This window comes from Chromobacterium alkanivorans (assembly GCF_016937655.1).
GTDB lineage: Bacteria > Pseudomonadota > Gammaproteobacteria > Burkholderiales > Chromobacteriaceae > Chromobacterium > Chromobacterium alkanivorans.
In genome coordinates, this window is record NZ_JAFHKL010000014.1 from 31,131 (window position 1) to 47,751 (window position 16,621).

17 protein-coding genes are annotated in these 16,621 nt (G+C 63.1%); 10 read left to right on the top strand and 7 right to left on the bottom strand.

Going from position 1 to position 16,621, the window contains the following annotated elements:
• Positions 1 to 48 precede the first annotated feature (48 nt).
• The 3 genes from JW897_RS20450 to JW897_RS20460 all read right to left on the bottom strand — a co-directional run bounded on the left by JW897_RS20450 (position 49) and on the right by JW897_RS20460 (position 2,188).
• Complete coding sequence (locus JW897_RS20450) at positions 49 to 747, bottom strand: DsbA family protein (protein WP_205467446.1); 699 nt, start codon at positions 745 to 747, stop codon at positions 49 to 51.
• Positions 741 to 1,607 (bottom strand): MBL fold metallo-hydrolase, encoded by an 867-nt coding sequence (locus JW897_RS20455; protein WP_205467447.1) that lies wholly within the window; start codon positions 1,605 to 1,607, stop codon positions 741 to 743. Before JW897_RS20455 ends, JW897_RS20450 begins: the two co-directional genes overlap by 7 nt.
• Positions 1,608 to 1,864: 257 nt before the next feature.
• Positions 1,865 to 2,188, bottom strand: coding sequence for a hypothetical protein (locus JW897_RS20460; protein ID WP_205467448.1), 324 nt, complete (start codon positions 2,186 to 2,188; stop codon positions 1,865 to 1,867).
• A gap of 222 nt (positions 2,189 to 2,410) precedes the next feature.
• On the opposite strand from JW897_RS20460, the gene JW897_RS20465 reads away from it, so the two are divergent.
• The 4 genes from JW897_RS20465 to JW897_RS20480 are packed head-to-tail and all read left to right on the top strand — an operon-like array spanning position 2,411 to position 5,933.
• The gene (locus JW897_RS20465) at positions 2,411 to 3,334 is read left to right on the top strand and encodes a branched-chain amino acid ABC transporter permease (RefSeq protein WP_043594245.1); all 924 of its coding nucleotides are present in this window, start codon (positions 2,411 to 2,413) and stop codon (positions 3,332 to 3,334) included.
• Positions 3,335 to 3,352: 18 nt separating this feature from the next.
• Complete coding sequence (locus JW897_RS20470; protein ID WP_019101278.1) at positions 3,353 to 4,453, top strand: ABC transporter permease subunit; 1,101 nt, start codon at positions 3,353 to 3,355, stop codon at positions 4,451 to 4,453.
• A gap of 2 nt (positions 4,454 to 4,455) precedes the next feature.
• Positions 4,456 to 5,226 (top strand): ABC transporter ATP-binding protein, encoded by a 771-nt coding sequence (locus JW897_RS20475; RefSeq protein ID WP_019101279.1) that lies wholly within the window; start codon positions 4,456 to 4,458, stop codon positions 5,224 to 5,226.
• Complete coding sequence (locus tag JW897_RS20480) at positions 5,223 to 5,933, top strand: ABC transporter ATP-binding protein (RefSeq protein WP_019101280.1); 711 nt, start codon at positions 5,223 to 5,225, stop codon at positions 5,931 to 5,933. The genes JW897_RS20475 and JW897_RS20480 overlap by 4 nt, the downstream gene beginning before the upstream one ends.
• Before the next feature lie 48 nt (positions 5,934 to 5,981).
• On the opposite strand, the gene JW897_RS20485 is transcribed toward JW897_RS20480, so the two are convergent.
• Positions 5,982 to 6,872, bottom strand: a complete 891-nt coding sequence (locus JW897_RS20485) for a LysR family transcriptional regulator (RefSeq protein WP_019101281.1) — start codon at positions 6,870 to 6,872, stop codon at positions 5,982 to 5,984.
• Positions 6,873 to 6,999: 127 nt separating this feature from the next.
• On the opposite strand from JW897_RS20485, the gene htpX reads away from it, so the two are divergent.
• From htpX to JW897_RS20510, 5 genes are all read left to right on the top strand, one after another.
• Positions 7,000 to 7,881, top strand: a complete 882-nt coding sequence (gene htpX / locus JW897_RS20490; RefSeq protein WP_048414926.1) for a protease HtpX — start codon at positions 7,000 to 7,002, stop codon at positions 7,879 to 7,881.
• Positions 7,882 to 7,982: 101 nt separating this feature from the next.
• Positions 7,983 to 8,969 carry a TerC family protein gene (locus tag JW897_RS20495; protein WP_048414927.1) on the top strand — a complete coding sequence of 329 codons (987 nt, stop codon included), beginning with the start codon at positions 7,983 to 7,985 and terminating at the stop codon, positions 8,967 to 8,969.
• Between the two features lie 301 nt (positions 8,970 to 9,270).
• Positions 9,271 to 9,990, top strand: a complete 720-nt coding sequence (locus tag JW897_RS20500) for a response regulator (protein WP_107732453.1) — start codon at positions 9,271 to 9,273, stop codon at positions 9,988 to 9,990.
• Positions 9,987 to 11,438, top strand: a complete 1,452-nt coding sequence (locus JW897_RS20505; protein ID WP_048414929.1) for an ATP-binding protein — start codon at positions 9,987 to 9,989, stop codon at positions 11,436 to 11,438. Before JW897_RS20500 ends, JW897_RS20505 begins: the two co-directional genes overlap by 4 nt.
• A 494-nt stretch (positions 11,439 to 11,932) precedes the next feature.
• The gene (locus tag JW897_RS20510) at positions 11,933 to 13,024 is read left to right on the top strand and encodes a porin (protein WP_205467449.1); all 1,092 of its coding nucleotides are present in this window, start codon (positions 11,933 to 11,935) and stop codon (positions 13,022 to 13,024) included.
• A gap of 91 nt (positions 13,025 to 13,115) precedes the next feature.
• Here JW897_RS20510 and JW897_RS20515 read toward each other — a convergent pair whose 3' ends face one another.
• A complete protein-coding gene (locus tag JW897_RS20515; RefSeq protein ID WP_205467450.1) occupies positions 13,116 to 14,012 on the bottom strand; it encodes a LysR family transcriptional regulator in 897 nt (298 codons plus the stop codon).
• A gap of 299 nt (positions 14,013 to 14,311) precedes the next feature.
• Here JW897_RS20515 and speB point away from each other — a divergent pair, with 299 nt between their 5' ends.
• On the top strand, positions 14,312 to 15,262 hold the full coding sequence (gene speB, locus JW897_RS20520) for an agmatinase (RefSeq protein ID WP_205467451.1): 951 nt from the start codon (positions 14,312 to 14,314) through the stop codon (positions 15,260 to 15,262).
• 93 nt (positions 15,263 to 15,355) lie between these two features.
• On the opposite strand, the gene JW897_RS20525 is transcribed toward speB, so the two are convergent.
• A complete protein-coding gene (locus JW897_RS20525; RefSeq protein ID WP_048415436.1) occupies positions 15,356 to 15,661 on the bottom strand; it encodes a hypothetical protein in 306 nt (101 codons plus the stop codon).
• A 12-nt stretch (positions 15,662 to 15,673) separates the two neighbouring features.
• Positions 15,674 to 16,543 carry a hypothetical protein gene (locus tag JW897_RS20530; RefSeq protein ID WP_205467452.1) on the bottom strand — a complete coding sequence of 290 codons (870 nt, stop codon included), beginning with the start codon at positions 16,541 to 16,543 and terminating at the stop codon, positions 15,674 to 15,676.
• Between the last annotated feature and the right edge of the window lie 78 nt (positions 16,544 to 16,621).

Genomic DNA, 16,621 nt, shown 5'->3' on the forward strand with positions numbered 1-16,621 from the left:
TTGATGGGACAGGGCCGCCGTTGGCGAGGAGGGGGCTAGGCGCGGCGCTTAGCAGCCGTCCAGCCCGCACATCGGCGGCAGGCCGACGGCGTCGGAGCGGGGGGCGGCGCCGAGCTGGGCCAGGTGCTGGCTGAACATCTCCGGTTTGCCCAGATAGGAGCCCAGGTCCAGCGCTTCGAAGCGGCCGTCCACTTCCAGCGCCGCGGACGGGAAGCCGTGCAAGCCCAGCCGGTTCATCAGCCGGCGGCTGTGGTCGATATGTTCGACGCCGCGAGCCAGGCCGCCGGCGTAGGCGTCGGCGAAGCGGTCGGCGGGCGCGCCCAAATCGGCGGCCAGCCGGGCGAGCACGGCGACGTCGGCGATCTCAAGCCCGTGCAGGTAATGAGCCGCCTGCGCGCTGGCCAGCATGGCCTGCGGCGGGATGCCCAATTCCTGCGCGGCCAGCACGGCGGCGATCGGCGGCGTCGAGTCCAAACGCGCGTCGCTGAGCAGCAGGCCGTCGAAGTAGGCGTCGCCGAAGGGCTGGCCGCTGAGGGCGGCGATGCGATGATCGTGCGGCATCACATAGCCGCGCCATTCCAGGTTCACGCGGCGGTTGTGCGGCGCGCTGAGCATGCCGCCGCCGTGCAGCGCCAGTTCGACTTCCGGCCGCGCGGCGGCCGCCAGCAGCAGCGGCGAGGCGCCGTAGCACCAGCCGCACAGCGGGTCGTAAAAGTAGTGCAGCCGGATCGCGGGGGCGCTTACCATTTCATCTCGCCCTTGTTGACCTTGGCGCCGATCTCCAGCGACATGTCTTCGCCCGCTTGCGGGAAGGCTTGCTTCATCGCCTGGATCAATTGAGCGCTATCGGCCGACTTGGCCAGATTTTGTTCGAAGCGCTGCAAATACAGACGGGTGAAGCGCACGGCGCTCAGATCGGTTTTGTCGCCCGCGTGCATATGGCCGGGCACCACGATCGCCGGTTGCAGCGCTTCCATTTCATCCAGTTGCTTGATCCAGGCCTGGCGTTCGCTCCGGCTCTGGGTGTCCGCGGTCCAGACGTGCATGCTGGGGGCGGTGACGCCGACATTGCCGACAATCGCGCGGATGGACGGAATCCACACATAGCCGCGGTGAGCCAGCACGCCGCGCGCGCCCTTGATTTCAAGCGTCTTGCCTTCCAGTTCCAGGCGTTCGCCTTTCAGTTCATCGGGCAGCAGCGGCGCGCTGGGCGCGTTCGCGCCCATCTGCGGGCCCCAGTAGGCGATCTTGCCCTGGATATTGGCCTTGATCTTGGCCAGGGTGGGGCCGTTGCTGAGCACTTGGGCCTGCGGGAAGATTTTCTTCAGTTCGGCGGCGCCGAAGTAGTAGTCGGGATCGGCCTGGCTGATATAGATGGCTTTCAGCTGCTTGCCGCTGTCCAACACCTTGGCGGCGATGCGGTGGGCGTCGGCGCGGGTGAAGCCGGTGTCGATCAGGATGGCGTCTTTTTCGCCGCTGACCAGCACCGAGCTGACGTTGAAGCTATTGCCGTCGGCGTTGTAGATGGACAGCTTCAGCGGTTCTGCGGCGAGAGCGGCCGTCGCGGCCAGGGTCAAGGCGCCGGCGATCAGGGTTTGGCGAAACATCGATTCATTCTCCATGGGGCCCGGCGTCTATCGCCGGCGGTGGGTCGGTTGGATGGCGACGCTCACTATAAAACGCGCGCTTAATGGGAATAAACCATCTAAATCGCACTAAATTGTTGCTTGTTTCGATTCAATTGGAGCCGGGACCGTGTTGGCCCTGCCGCGCGTAGGCGCAGCCCGCCCGCGCGCCGCGGCAGCGGAACGCGTTGTCCGCTCTTAAGACAGTTGCTGCCAAGACGGACTGGATGGGCTATGTTTCAGCCATAAAAGCGCGAGGGCTGGAATGTCGGATGGGCGCTGGCTGTGGTGGCCTTGTTCTTGCTTGATGTTTGGTGCGCCGCGGCATGCAATTTTTGTCGGCTTGAGGCGTATTTTTGGGAGATTGTATCCATTCGAATCGCGAAAGCGATCGAATGTTGTAATGCGAACTCTTTGATGGAAGTCTTTTCGAAAGCGAACATATTTTGCGCCGAAGCATGATCAAAATCTGAAAAACGACCGGCTGGCCTAGGGTTTTCCTTTATCCGGAGAAATTCAAAACTTCTTTGGCCGGTTTCGTCTTGTTTTTCAAAAAAACGCATGAAAAACAGTGTGTTATATTGTTTTTAAATGGGCTTGATTTGGTGCCGTTTTAACCAATCTTTAAGATTGACAGTCGCTGGAATCCGCCTACATAATCCGTTCGCCTGTCTGACAGAATCCAAATAATCAAGGCTCGTCCGGGCACTCAAGAACAGGCAGCAGCCAATAAGAGGGGAAGCCCCGCAAGCTGCCGGTCGTCAATACAAAGGAGATCTCCCAACGTGGACATTTTTCTGCAACAAATCCTGAACGGTCTCGTTCTGGGTAGCATTTATGCGTTGATCGCATTGGGCTACACCATGGTGTACGGGATCATGGGGCTCATCAACTTCGCCCACGGCGAAGTGGTGATGTTCGGCGCCATGGTCACCATCTCCGTCATCAACGCCTTGTCCGGTTCCGGCCTGCCCGGTCCCGCCCTGGTGCTGATCGGCCTGCTGGTGGCGATTGCGGCCTGCATGCTGCTGGGCTTCACCGTGGAGCGCATCGCTTACCGTCCGCTGCGCGGCAAGCAAAGACTGGCGCCGCTGATCACCGCGATCGGCCTGTCCATCGTGCTGCAGCAGGTGGCCATCCTGATCTGGGGACGCAACTACATCCCCTTCCCGCAAATCCTCGACCATGACGTGGTGTCCTTCTTCGGCGCCAGCATCACCAAGCTGCAGATCACCATCATCGTGCTGTGTCTGGTGATCATGGCCGGCCTGTTGCTGATGGTGGAACGCACCAAACTGGGCCGCGCGATGCGCGCCACCAGCCAGAACCCGGCGGTGGCCGGCCTGATGGGCGTCAACGTCAACACCATCATTTCCGCCACCTTCGTCATCGGTTCCAGCCTGGGCGCGGTGGCCGGCGTGATGGTGGCCACCAACTACGAGCAGGCTCATTACTACATGGGCTTCATGATCGGTCTGAAGGCCTTCACCGCCGCGGTGCTGGGCGGCATCGGCAATCTGGGCGGCGCGGTGGCCGGCGGCTTGCTGCTGGGCATCATCGAAAGCCTGGGCGCCGGCTACATCGGCACGCTGACCGGCGGCTTCCTCGGCTCCAACTATCAGGACATCATCGCCTTCATGGTGTTGATCATGGTGCTGATTTTCCGTCCGTCCGGCCTGCTGGGCGAAAAGATGGCCGACCGTGCCTGATCCTGGAGACGACATATCATGACCATGGCACTCAATATCAACAAGATGGACACCGGCAAGAAAGTCGGCCTGTTCATGCTGTCCGCGGTGGCGATGGCGGTTCTGCCCTTCCTGGTGGGCGGCCTGCTGGGCAATTCCTGGGTCCGCATCGTCGACTTCGCCTTGCTCTACGTGATGCTGGCGCTGGGCCTGAACATCGTGGTGGGCTTCGCCGGCTTGCTGGACCTGGGCTTCATCGCCTTCTACGCCGTCGGCGCCTACACCTTCGCCTTGCTGGGCTCGCCGCATTTCGGCCTGCATCTGCCGTTCTACATCACCATCCCGCTGGGCGCGGTGCTGGCGGCTTTCTGCGGCATTTTGCTGGGCACGCCGGTATTGCGGCTCAAGGGCGACTATCTGGCCATCGTGACGCTGGGCTTCGGGGAGATCGTGCGCATCTTCATGAACAACCTGAACACCCCGGTCAACATCACCAACGGCCCGCAAGGCATCAACCTGATCGATCCGATCAAGGTGGGCGGCGTGTCGCTGGGCGAGACGATGAATGTGTTCGGCCTGAGCTTCCACAGCGTCTACCTCTACTACTATCTGTTCCTGGCCCTGACCGTGGGCGTGGTGATCATGGCCTGGCGCCTGCAGCATTCGCGCATCGGCCGCGCCTGGGTGGCGCTGCGCGAGGACGACATCGCCGCCGCGGCGATGGGCATCAACATCCGCAACATCAAGCTGCTGGCCTTCGCCTTGGGCGCGCTGTCCGGCGGCGTGGCGGGCGGCCTGTTCGCGTCCTTCCAGGGCTTTGTGTCGCCGGAATCGTTCAGCTTGCTGGAGTCCATCATGATTCTGGCGATGATCGTGCTGGGCGGCATGGGGCACATCCCGGGCGTGATTCTCGGCGCCGTGGTGCTGACCATCGCGCCGGAGATCCTGCGCGAAGTGATTGGCCCGCTGCAGATGAAAACCTTCGGCAAAATGCTGATCGATCCGGAAAACGCCCGCATGCTGTTGTTCGGCTTGGCGATGGTGGTGATGATGCTGGTGCGGCCGGAGGGCATGTGGCCGTCCAAGCGCCGCAAGGCCGAGTTCCGTGACGATAGAGAAGCCGCAGGGCAGAAAGGTTGAGCATGGCTGAAGTTTTGCTGAAGATAGAAGGCATCCATAAACGCTTTGGCGGCCTGCACGCGCTCAACAATGTGGCGCTGACCATCAACAAGGGCGAGATTTACGGCCTGATCGGCCCCAACGGCGCGGGCAAGACCACGCTGTTCAACGTGCTGACCGGCCTGTACGTGCCGGACGAGGGCGCGTTCGAGTTCGACGGCCACAATCTGTTCCAGCAGAAGCCGCACGTGGTGGTGGCCGCCGGCATCGCGCGCACCTTTCAGAACATCCGTCTGTTCGCCGAAATGACGGCGCTGGAAAACGTGATGGTGGGCCGCCACATTCGTTCCAAGGCCGGCGCTTTGGGCGCGGTGCTGCGCGACAGGCGCACCATGGCCGAAGAAAAGGCGATCACCGACAAGGCTTGGGAGCTGCTGGAGTACGTGGGCATCGCCGACGTCGCGCATGAGCGCGCCCGCAATCTGTCCTACGGCCACCAGCGACGCTTGGAAATCGCGCGCGCGCTGGCCACCGAGCCCAAGCTGTTGGCGCTGGACGAACCGGCCGCCGGCATGAACCCGCGCGAAACCGAGGAGCTGAAGGCCCTGATGTCCAAAATCCGCGCCGGAGGCGTGACCGTGCTGCTGATCGAGCACGACGTCAAATTGATGATGGGCCTGTGCGACCGGATCGCGGTGCTGGATTACGGCAAGAAGATTGCCGAAGGCGTTCCCGAAGAGGTGCGCAAGAACCCGAAAGTGATCGAGGCTTACCTGGGAGCGGCACACGCATGAGCATTTTGGAAGTCAAAGACCTGCAAGTGGCCTATGGCGGCATTCAGGCGGTCAAGGGCATCGATTTTCACATCAATCAGGGCGAGCTGGTGACCCTGATCGGCGCCAACGGCGCCGGCAAGACCACCACGCTGAAAACCCTGGTGGGCATGGTGAAGAAATCCGGCGGCAGCATTCACTACGACGGCAAGGAGATTTCCACCATCGCGCCGCACAACTTCGTGCGTCACGGCCTGGCCATGGTGCCGGAAGGCCGTGGGGTGTTCGCCAAGCTGACGGTGGAAGAGAACCTGTTGATGGGCGCTTACTATCGCGACGACAAGGCCGCGATCCTGAGCGAGGCCGAACGGGTGTACGAGCTGTTCCCGCGGCTGAAGGAGAGGCAGAAGCAACTGGCCGGCACCCTGTCCGGCGGCGAGCAGCAGATGGTGGCCATGGGCCGCGCGATGCTGTCCAAGCCCAAGCTGCTGCTGCTGGACGAACCGTCCATGGGCCTGGCGCCCATCATCGTGGAAAAGATCTTCGAGATCATCCAGATGGTGGCCAAGGAAGGCGTGACCATGCTGCTGGTGGAACAGAACGCCAAGCTGGCGCTGGAAGTGTCGCAGCGCGGCTACGTGATGGAAAGCGGCCGCATCACCATGAGCGGTCCGGCCAAGGACCTGCTCAACGACGAACGCGTGCGCAACGCCTACCTGGGCGAGTAAGTCCGCGCCGCACCGTCAAACCCCGGACCCGTCCGGGGTTTTTTGCTTTCAGGACGCGGCTTCGATGGCGGCTTGCAGCATGGCCTGCACGCCCGGATGTTGCAGCCGGCGGCGGTTGGCGATGGCGTAATAGTGCTCCCAGACGCCGTCGACCTCACCCAGAGCCTGCGGCGCGTTCGCGTCGCCGCCGCTGGGCGCCGTGCTGGGAAACAGGCCGAAGCCCTGGCGGCCGAAGGCGTCCAGCAAGGCGCCATCGTCGAACTCCGCTACGATGTCCGGCTTGATCCGGCGCTCTTCAAACCACTGGTCCAGCTGGCTGCGCAGCACATGGTGGCGGCTGGGCAAGAGCATGGGCGCCTGGTTCAGGCTGGCGGGGAAGCCTTCGGCGTAGCGCCGCCACAGCCCTGCCGCGCCGGCTATCATCACCGGGCAGCGCATCAGCAGCCAGGATTGGAAGGGCTGGGATCCGCCGGCCGTCATCGGCCGGTCCGCCAATACCACGTCCAGCCGGTGGCGGGTCAGGTCGGCCAGCAGCTCGTCGAAATCGCCTTCGCCGCATTGCAGCCTGACCTTGGCGTCCAGCCGCAGCGCCGGTTCCAGCAGCTTGAGCGCGATGGCCTTGGGCAAGACGTCCGAGATGCCAGCGGCCAGGCGTATGGTCTTGTCCAGCTGCGCGTCTTCCAGCGTTTCCTGCAATTCCTCACCCAGCATGAAAATCTGGTCGGCGTAGCGCAGCGTCACATGGCCGGCTTCGGTCAGAACCAGCTGGCGTCCCTGTTGTCGGAACAAGGTTCGCTCCAGGCTCTGCTCCAGCCGCGAAATCTGGCCGCTGACGGTTTGGGCGCTGACGCCCAATTGTTCCGCCGCGCGGGTGACGCCGCCGGCGTGGGCGACCGCCCAGAAGTAATGCAGATGCTTGAAGTTGATCCGTTCGGACATAATGGTTCGAAAAAACTTGATGTATTTTCTGATTATATTTGATTTTTTCCGAGGGACGCAGCGTCTAGAATGCACTGTGTCGGGCGTTCCGCGGAATGCCGTCGAATTCAACGCAAGGGCCAACACCATGAAACGAGTCATCCTATTAATCGCCACCAACATCGCCGTGATGGTGGTGCTGAGCATCGTGGCCAGCTTGTTGGGGCTGAACCGCTACATGACGGGCAACGGCCTGAACCTGGGCACCTTGCTGGGCTTCGCCGCGGTGATGGGCTTCGGCGGCGCCTTCATCTCGCTGATGCTGTCCAAGACCATGGCCAAGTGGAGCACCGGCGCGCGCGTGATCGAAACGCCGAGCAACGACACCGAGCGCTGGCTGGTGCACACCGTGCAGAAGCTGGCCAGCCGCGCCAATCTGCCGATGCCCGAGGTGGCGGTGTACGAGGGCGAGCCCAACGCCTTCGCCACCGGCCCGAGCAAGTCCAATTCCCTGGTGGCGGTGTCCACCGGCCTGCTGGCCTCGATGACGGAAGAAGAAGTGGAGGCGGTGCTGGCCCATGAGGTCGCCCACATCCAGAACGGCGACATGGTGACGCTGACGCTGATCCAGGGCGTGGTCAACACCTTCGTGTTTTTCCTGGCGCGCGTGGTCGGCTACCTGGTGGACAACTTCCTGCGCCGCAACGACGAAGAGTCCAGCGGCCCGGGCATCGGCTACATGGTTACCGTGATCGTCTGTGAGATCGTGTTCGGCATCCTGGCCTCCGCCATCGTGATGTATTTCTCGCGTCAGCGCGAATTCCGCGCCGACGCCGGCGCGGCCACGCTGCTGGGCGGCGCGCGTCCGATGGTCAACGCCCTGCGCCGCCTGGGCGGCGTCGCCGCCGGCGATCTGCCGCAGAACATGGCCGCCTCCGGCATCTCCGGCGGGCGCGGCGGCCTGATGGCACTGTTCTCCAGCCACCCCAGCATCGAGGAGCGCATCGGCGCGCTGGAACACGGTCGTTAAATCTTGACCCGCCTCCGCGGCAGCGGGGGCGGCGTGTGTGAATTCAGGCCCCGGGGCGGCTCGCTCGGCCCGGGGCCTTTCTATTGCCGAAAGGAATGCTTATGGAATGGTTGAACGCCGGTTTTGCCGGCTATCCCTTGTGGGTGTGGTTGATGTTCATGGCCATCGTGCTGGCGCTGCTGGCTTTTGATCTGGGCGTGCTGCACAAGGAGGAAAAAGAGATCGGGGTCAAGGAAAGCCTGCTGTTGTCGGCTTTCTACATCGGCGTCGGCCTGGCCTTCGGCGGCTGGATCTGGTGGTATCAGGGCGCGGACGCCGGCATGCAGTATCTGACCGGCTATGTGGTGGAGAAGTCGCTGTCCATGGACAACGTCTTCGTGATGTCGCTGATCTTCTCCAGCCTGGCGGTGCCGCGCTTGTATCAGCACCGGGTGCTGTTCTGGGGCATCCTCGGCGTGATCGTGATGCGGGCCGTGATGATAGGCCTGGGCGCGGCGCTGGTGGCGCAGTTCCAGTGGGTGCTGGTCCTGTTCGGCCTGTTCCTGATCGCCACCGGGATCAAGATGCTGTTTTCCGACGACGAACACGCGCCTATCCAGGAAAACCGCATGTATCAGTGGCTGCGCGGTCATCTGCGGCTGACGCCGGACTTGCACGGCAAGCAATTCCTGGTGCGCGGCGAGGCGCATGGCCTGGCGCGCGGCTGGTGGGCGACGCCGCTGTTGCTGGCGCTGATCATGGTGGAGAGCGCCGATCTGGTGTTCGCGGTGGACAGCATTCCGGCCATCTTCGCCATCACCCAGGACCCGTTCCTGGTCTACACCTCCAACATCTTCGCGATCCTGGGCCTGCGGGCGCTGTATTTCGCGCTGGCAGCGATGGTGCATCGCTTCCATTATCTGAAGTATGCCTTGTCGCTGGTCTTGGTGATGATAGGCGTCAAGGTGGGCTTGGTGTTCTTCAACGACGTGGGTTGGGTGACGTTCAAGATTCCCACCGCCTGGTCCTTGGCGGCGACGCTGGGTCTGCTGCTGGCCGGCGTGCTGTATTCGCTGCACAAGACGCGCGATCAGAACCCCAATGATTGAGGCGGACGCATAGCCAGCGCCGGAGCATGGCTCCGGCGGGGAAAGAGAAACCGGCCACGCGCATTGCGCTTGGCCGGTTTTTTGTAAACCTTGTGTAAACCTTTCTCATTTGCCCACGATTTCTCCCTCAGCCCGGCGGGCGGGCGCGGTATCCTTAGAGCCGCTAACCAAACCACGTAGAGAAGCTGAGCCAAGGCGCGCCGACGCAGGCAGTACAAGTAGTGCGACCAGGAGGCGCAACCCAGGATCAGGGGTTTTGTTAGCGGGTCTTATAATAAAGCCGTAATGGAGATGAGCTGTTATGACTGTCGATTTGCCAAGATTGTTGGTGGTGGATGACGACCCCGATCTGCGCGATCTGCTGCGCGACTATCTGGGCAAGCAGGGCTTCGCCGTCGACGCCGTCGGCGACGGCCAGGCCATGCATCAGGCAATCGCCGCGCAGAACTACAATATGTTGATCCTGGATCTGATGCTGCCGGGCGAGGACGGGCTGACGCTGTGCCGCAACCTGCGCGAACGTTCCTGCATGCCCATCCTGATGCTGACCGCGCGCGGCGACGAGCTGGACCGCATCATAGGCCTGGAGATGGGCGCCGACGATTATCTGACCAAGCCGTTCAGCCCGCGCGAGCTGCTGGCGCGGATCAAGAGCATTCTGCGCCGGGTGTCGGATCAGCCGGCGAATGCGGCCAGCGTGCGCCGGCTGAGCTTCGCCGGCTGGACGCTGGACCTGAACGCCCAGCACCTGCTGGATGAGGCCGGCGTGGTCACCCCGTTGTCCGGCGGCGAGTTCAAGCTGCTGCAGGCCCTGGCGGAAAACGCCAACGCGGTGATGTCGCGAGATCAACTGATGGAAGCGATGAACGGCAAGGAAGCCGGCCCCTTCGACCGCACCGTGGACGTGATGATAGGGCGGGTGCGCCGCCGGCTGGGCGAGGACGCGCGCGAACCGGTGCTGCTCAAGACCATACGCAGCGGCGGCTATATGCTGGCCTGCGAGGTGGAAGCGCTGCGATGAAGTGGTTGCCGCGCACGCTGTACGGCCAGATTTTGCTGACGCTGGTGGGCGGGCTGCTGCTGGCCAACGCCTTGGGTATCTATTTCATTCTCAGCGACCGCGATCGTTTGAGCAATTCCTTGCGCGTGCAGTACACCGCGCAACACATCGCCGACATCGTCAATCTATTGGACGAGTGCCCAAGCAAATACCGGGAGCAGGTGATCTCCGCCTTGAACCAGCCCACGCTGCTGGTGCGCATGGACCGCTTCTGGGAACGGCCGGAGCATCAGCTGAGTCTGCATGGCCGCTCGTTTCAGCAATTGATCAAGCGCGATCTGATCAAGCCTTACCCGCTGCAAGTGCTGTCCAAGCAGCAGGACTCGTCGGCGGGCGGCCGCGCGGCCTTGATCGATAGGGTGGGAGGGCTGGGCTTGAAAAACTTCACGCCCACGCGGGACGCCGGCGTCGCCGGCTCCATTGTCAGCGAGGAGTTGACCGCGCTGGGCCCGCTGGCCGAATTCAAGACCCATCTGGCCACGGTGCAGGCCAGGCTGAGCGATGGCACGGTGTTGACCTTCAACGCTTCGCGGCCGATTTCGCTGGCCGATCAACCCATCCGCATTCTGGCCTGGCTGCTGTTGGTGGCCTTGACGGCCTCGATTCTGGGCGCTTGGGCGGTGCGGCAGCTGATCCGGCCGCTGGACCTGTTCGCGCGCGCGGCCCGGGGCCTGGCCAGCAACCTTAACCAGGCGCCCCTGCCGGAGACCGGTTCCGAGGAGGTGGCGGAAGCCGCCAGAACCTTCAACCGGATGCAGACCGAGCTGCAGCGCCTGCTGAAAACCCGCAATCAGATGCTGGCCGGCGTCTCGCACGACCTGCGCTTGCCGATCACCCGCATCCGCCTGCGTCTGGAGGGGCTGGCCGAGTCGTCGGAAAAACAGGCGATCGAGCGCGACCTGCTGGAGATGGACCAACTGATCAATGATTCGCTGACCTATCTGCGCGGCGGTTGCGGCAGCGAGCAGGTGGTGAAGCTCAACCTCAACGCCTTGCTGGAAAGCGTGGCGGAGGATATGGAGGCTTTCGGCGCCGACATCCAGCTGCACGGAGAGCCGGTGGCGCCGGTGGCCGGCAAGGTCGGCGCCTTGCGCCGTTGCCTGGGCAATCTGCTGGAGAACGCGCGCCGTTACGGCGGCGCGGGAATCGAGGTCAGCCTGCGGCAGCGGGAGGACTGGGTGGAGGTGTGCATTCAGGATCAGGGGCCGGGCATCGCCGAGGCCGATCTGGAGCGGGTGATGGAGCCTTATGTGCGCTTGGAGGACTCCAGGGCGCGCCATACCGGAGGCAGCGGTCTGGGTCTGGCGATCGCGCGGGCGATTGCGCGGGACCACGGCGGAGACCTCAAGCTGAGCAACCGGCCGCAAGGCGGTTTGTGCGTGCGGCTGACCTTGCCCGCCGGGCATTGACGGCGCAGATCTTGCCTCCAGCCGCGTTTGCGCGGCTTTTTTCTTGTCTGCGTGTTTTGCAGTGTTGAGAACGCGGCATGAGCCGCCGGCGTCTTTGTATCCGCGCAATTCTCAAAATTTACGATGTATTCACACTCTATTTACATTAAAGCCGTATTGTAAATGGACATTTACAAAGTGATTGATTACAATCAGTGTCAGAATTCACTGATACAGATTCTTTTTCGATTCTTTGAGTTCGAGTCAAGTCTATCCAATCTTCTGCCCGCCGCGTGCGGGCATTTTTTTGCTCAAATGCTTGTGGTTAATGAATTTTAACAAGTTGAGAGTGAAACTTAGCTTGAGCGTTTCAGTCTGATTGCCTGAAGTCTGATGTTGTTTTTTTGACACTACTGTTGTTTAATGACCACAAGTTTGCATGGCTAGTTGCAAATGTGAAACACAACAACTAGTATTCGCTCACTTCCTAAGTAAACAAGAAGGATAGCCACATCATGAAAAAAAGTCTGATCGCTTTGATGGTTGCCACCCTGCCGGCAGCCGCTTTCGCCGACGTAACCGTGTTCGGTACCATCAAGGGCGGCGTTGAATACGTCGACAGCAGCAAGGGCACCAAGCAAACCAATATCGACGACCTGGGTTCCCGTATTGGTTTCAAAGGCAATGAAGATCTGGGCAACGGTCTGAAGGCCATCTGGCAAGTTGAAACCGGCTTCGGCATCGACGGCCAGAGCCGCACCGGCGAAAGCAGCGGTACTTTCGCTAGCCGCGAATCCTTCGTTGGTCTGTCCTCCAACTTCGGTACCTTCCGCCTGGGTCACCTGGCCAACTACGGCGAGTCCGACATGGCTCAGGTTAACCCGTGGGAAAGCAGCAGCAACGCGCTGCAACTGAACGCCTTCACCCGCGGCGACGGCTATGTTAAGAACGCCGTGCGTTTCGACACCCCGGAATTCGCTGGCTTCCAAGCCGCCTTCCTGTACGGCACCAAGGAAGACAAGCGTGGTTTCATCGTTGATCCCACCAACCCGAACGTTGCTCAAAACACCGATCGCGAAACCTACAACCTGGGCCTGTCCTACGAGAACAGCGGCTTCTTCGGCAAGTACCAGTACATCCACGAAAGCCCGATCGTTGCCGGCCTGAACCTGAGCAGCAAGGCCAACAACAAGCACCGCATCGAAGCCGGCTATAACGCCAACAACATCTTCGTGGCGCTGGGCTATCGCAATGACAAGGGCGACGCCACCGTGACCCCGCAGTACTTCCTGGCTGATGCTGCCCTGGGTACTGATGGCCGCAAGTACGAATCGCAAGAGTACGCGCTGACCGCCGGCTACCAGATCGGCGCCTTCATGCCTAAGTTCACCTACGCCCAAGCTCGCGACATGAAGATTGACGGCGTGAAGAAAGACGACAGCGGCTACAAGCAGTTCCTGCTGGGCGTTGACTACAGCCTGTCCAAGCGCACCACCGTTGGCGCTCAGTACGGCGAAATCAAGGCTGACAGCGCTTACCTGAAGAGCAATGGTCAGTCCACCGACAAGATCAAGGCCTTCGGTCTGAACGTCGTACACAAGTTCTAAGCGTTACGGGCTAGACGTAAAGCTGCGAACAGTTTTGGATGCCGCCCCTGGCAACAGGGGCGGCATTTTTCATGTCCGGCGCGCGGCATGGCTAGGCGTAGGCGGCGACGAGGTCGGAGGCGAAAGCCTGCAGCGTAGGGTTGGGCCGAGCGCGCTTGCGGGTGAGCAGATGGAACTCGGCCAGATAACGCCAGCGCCGCGGATCCAGCGCTCGCAACAAGTCACGCTCCGCCAGCGGCGCGGCATAGTGTTCCGGCAAAAAGCCCAGATGTCGGCCGGACAGAATCAGGGCGGCGATCGCCTCCATATTGTCGGCGCGGGCGCTGATGCGCCAATCCGCCGCCGGCAGCCCGGTATCCGGCAGCGGATAGCTGCGCCAGGCCCAGTCGTGGGCGGCCAGCTCGGCGGGGCCGAGCGCTCCGGCCTGGGGGAACAGCGCATGGTCTTGGCCGCAGTAGGCCAGTTGCCGTTCGACGAATAGCGGCTGGTAATCCAGCTGCGGCGCGCGCTGCCAGCAATAGCCTATGCCCAGATGAATGCCGCCCGACAGCAAGGCCTCCTCCAGGCCGCCCGGCGGCAGCATGGACAGAATCAATTCCACCGCTTGCGGCCGCGCGCGAAAGCGCCGGATCGCCGTCGACAGCCGCGCGTTGGCGCCCAGCGCGGTATGGCCGATCACGCCGATGCGCAATTGCCCGACCAATTGCCGGTCCAGCTGTCGGGCTTCCTGGCAGAACATTTCAATCGACTCCAGCAGTTGCCGGCTGGCGGCCAGCAGACGTTCGCCCTTGGCCGTCAGCGCGAATCCGCCGCGGCCGCGCTCGCACAGTCGATAGCCGAGCCGGGTTTCCAGCGCCGCCAGCTGATTGCTGATGGTGGATTGGCTGGTGTTCAGCGCGCCTTGCGCGGCGGAGACGCCGCCGGCTTCGACCACGGCTTGGAACACTCGGATCAGCCGCAAATCCATATCGCTCAAGGTATTGATCATGGGCCTCCGCGCCGGTAGGCGCTATGCGTGGAAACAGGCTGATTAATACATTCATTTTCATTCATGTAAACCGTGGCGCTTGATGATGTTAGCCGGGGCGGCGGCCGCATAGACTGCTTCGACCCGATCAACTAAAAACCTGCTTACGATCTGCTGCGCGTCGTGACACGTGGCGCGGCGGGTACAGCTTAGAAACGCTCATGTACTACGAGTCCATTCCGCTTTCTCAGCCGTTTTCGCCTTGTCTCGCCTTGGCTCGCGAGATCGTAAACAGGCATCTAAAGGATGCAGGAGGCCCTATGTCCGCCACTTTGCTCAACCAGCCGCTGAGCGGCAACGCGATGCCGCGTTTCGGCGGCGTCGCCAGCATGATGCGCTTGCCGCTGCGCGACAGCGCCGCCGGTCTGGACGCCGCCTTCATCGGCCTGCCGCTGGATATCGGCACTTCCAACCGCAGCGGCGCCCGCTTCGGGCCGCGTGAAATCCGCAGCCAATCGGCGTTGCTGCGTCCATACAATCTGGGCAGCGGCGCGGCGCCGTTCGAACGGCTGCAAGTGGCGGACCTCGGCGATGTCGCCACCAATCCCTATAGCCTGACGGACAGCGTGGCGCGGATCGAGGCCGCCTACGAGCAGGCCTTGCTGCACCCGGTGCGTCTGCTGGGCATAGGCGGCGACCACACCGTCACCTTGCCGGCGCTGCGCGCGCTGGCGCGCAAGCACGGTCCGTTGGGCTTGGTGCACGTGGACGCCCACGCCGACGTCAACGACGAGATGTTCGGCGAGAGGATCGCGCACGGCACCACCTTTCGCCGCGCCTGGGAGGAGGGTTTGCTGGCCGAGGGGAGGGTGGTTCAGATCGGCCTGCGCGGCAGCGGCTATTCGGCGGCGGACTTCGACTGGTCGCGGCAGCGCGGTTTCAGGGTGGTGACGGCGGAGCAGTGCTGGCATCGCTCGCTGGCGCCGTTGATGGCCGAGGTGCGCGCGCAGATGGGGGCGGCGCCGGCGTATCTGAGCTTCGATATCGACGGCATCGATCCGGCGTTCGCGCCCGGCACCGGCACGCCGGAAGTGGGCGGCCTGAGTTCGATGCAGGCGCTGGAAATCGTGCGCGGCTGCCGGGGGCTGGACCTGGTCGGCGGCGATCTGGTCGAGGTGTCGCCGCCGTATGACGGCAGCGGCAACACCGCCTTGCTGGGCGCCAATCTATTGTTCGAGATGTTGTGCGTCTTGCCCGCGCCGGCGCGTTAGCCGGCGCGGACGGTTGCAAGAGCGTGGGCGCGGGCGGTCTGGGCGCAGACGCGCCGGCTTGCTTCCGTTTGCAGCCGCGTCCGGCGCGGCCGTTCAGGCCAGCAGCTTGGCCACCGCGCTGATCGCCTTGGCGGTCAGCTTGATGGCGTCGCCCACGCGTTGCAGCTGCCGTCCGGCGTGTTCGGCAGCATCCGTCGCCGCCTGCAGCGCGGCGACGGCGTGTTGAAAGTCTTCGGTGTCGGCGTTCAAGTCCCGCGCGATCAGCGCCAGGGTCTGATTGGCCAATTCATCCTGCTGCGCCAGCAGGGCTCGGCTGTCCGCGCCCAGGCTGGCGACCGCCAGATTGTTGATGCGGGATGCCAGGCCGCTGGCAAGCTCGGTCACTCGGTGGCTGTCCATATGCTGCCTCCTTTATTGGGCGGGCAGATCGCGATAAAAATTGCGCAGCCGCCTGGCTTCGGCGGCGAAGTCGCGCAGCGCTTGCAGTTTGGATTGAGGCGCGTCCAGGCTTTGCAGCAACTGGCGGTTGGTGTCGGGGAAGGCCTGAATCGCTTTGTCGCTGGCCTGCAGCGCGGCTTCGATCTGTTCGAATTCGCGCAGCCGGTCGGCGATGGCGAGGTCGAACTGATAGCGCTCCCAGCTGCCGTAGCGCGGCCGGCTGAAGTTGGCGTGGCGCAGCAGGCTGTCCCTGAGCACGCTCAGGTAGCCGGGCAGCGCGCTCAAGGCGCGGTGGCTGCTGGCGGCCAGCAATTCCAGCCCGGGCTGGGCGGTGGCCATGGTGTTGCGCAGCGCGTTCTTGCGTTGCGCCGTCGTGAGTTGGCGGCCCAGCGCGTCGGCAGCGGTGGCCAGAATCTTGGCGGCGGTTTCGTCGCCGCCGCGCAGTTTCAGGTCCTGGACGCTGTCGGACAAGTCCTGGGCGGCGGCGTCGACCCGGGCTTCGGCCTCGCGGTCGCCGGCCAGGCTGCGCAGGGCCCGGGCGTATTTTTCCAGCGCGTCCAGCGTGGCTTGCAGCTGTCCCAGCGCGGGGCCGAGATCGTAGCTGGCGCCGTTGCCGGCTTGAGGCCTGAAGGTGTCCGCGCGCAAGGGGGCGTTGGGCGCGGTGAGCACCGCGTTGAGGCGGGTGTTCTGCTGGATGCGCGCCAAGGTGCCGGCGGAGCTTTGCGTGACGCTGCGGGCGGCGTCGTCGAAATCGGCGAACGGTTTGTCCGGGGCGTTGTTGGCGCAGGCGGCCAGCAACAGCGGCAGCAAGGGCAGCAGGCGAAAGGCGGGACTGACGGACATGGCGCGGCTCCATCGGCAGGCGGGCGCTGGCGCGACCGCGCGGTTTGCGGGATGAAACTTGCGCGGACGCTATGGCGG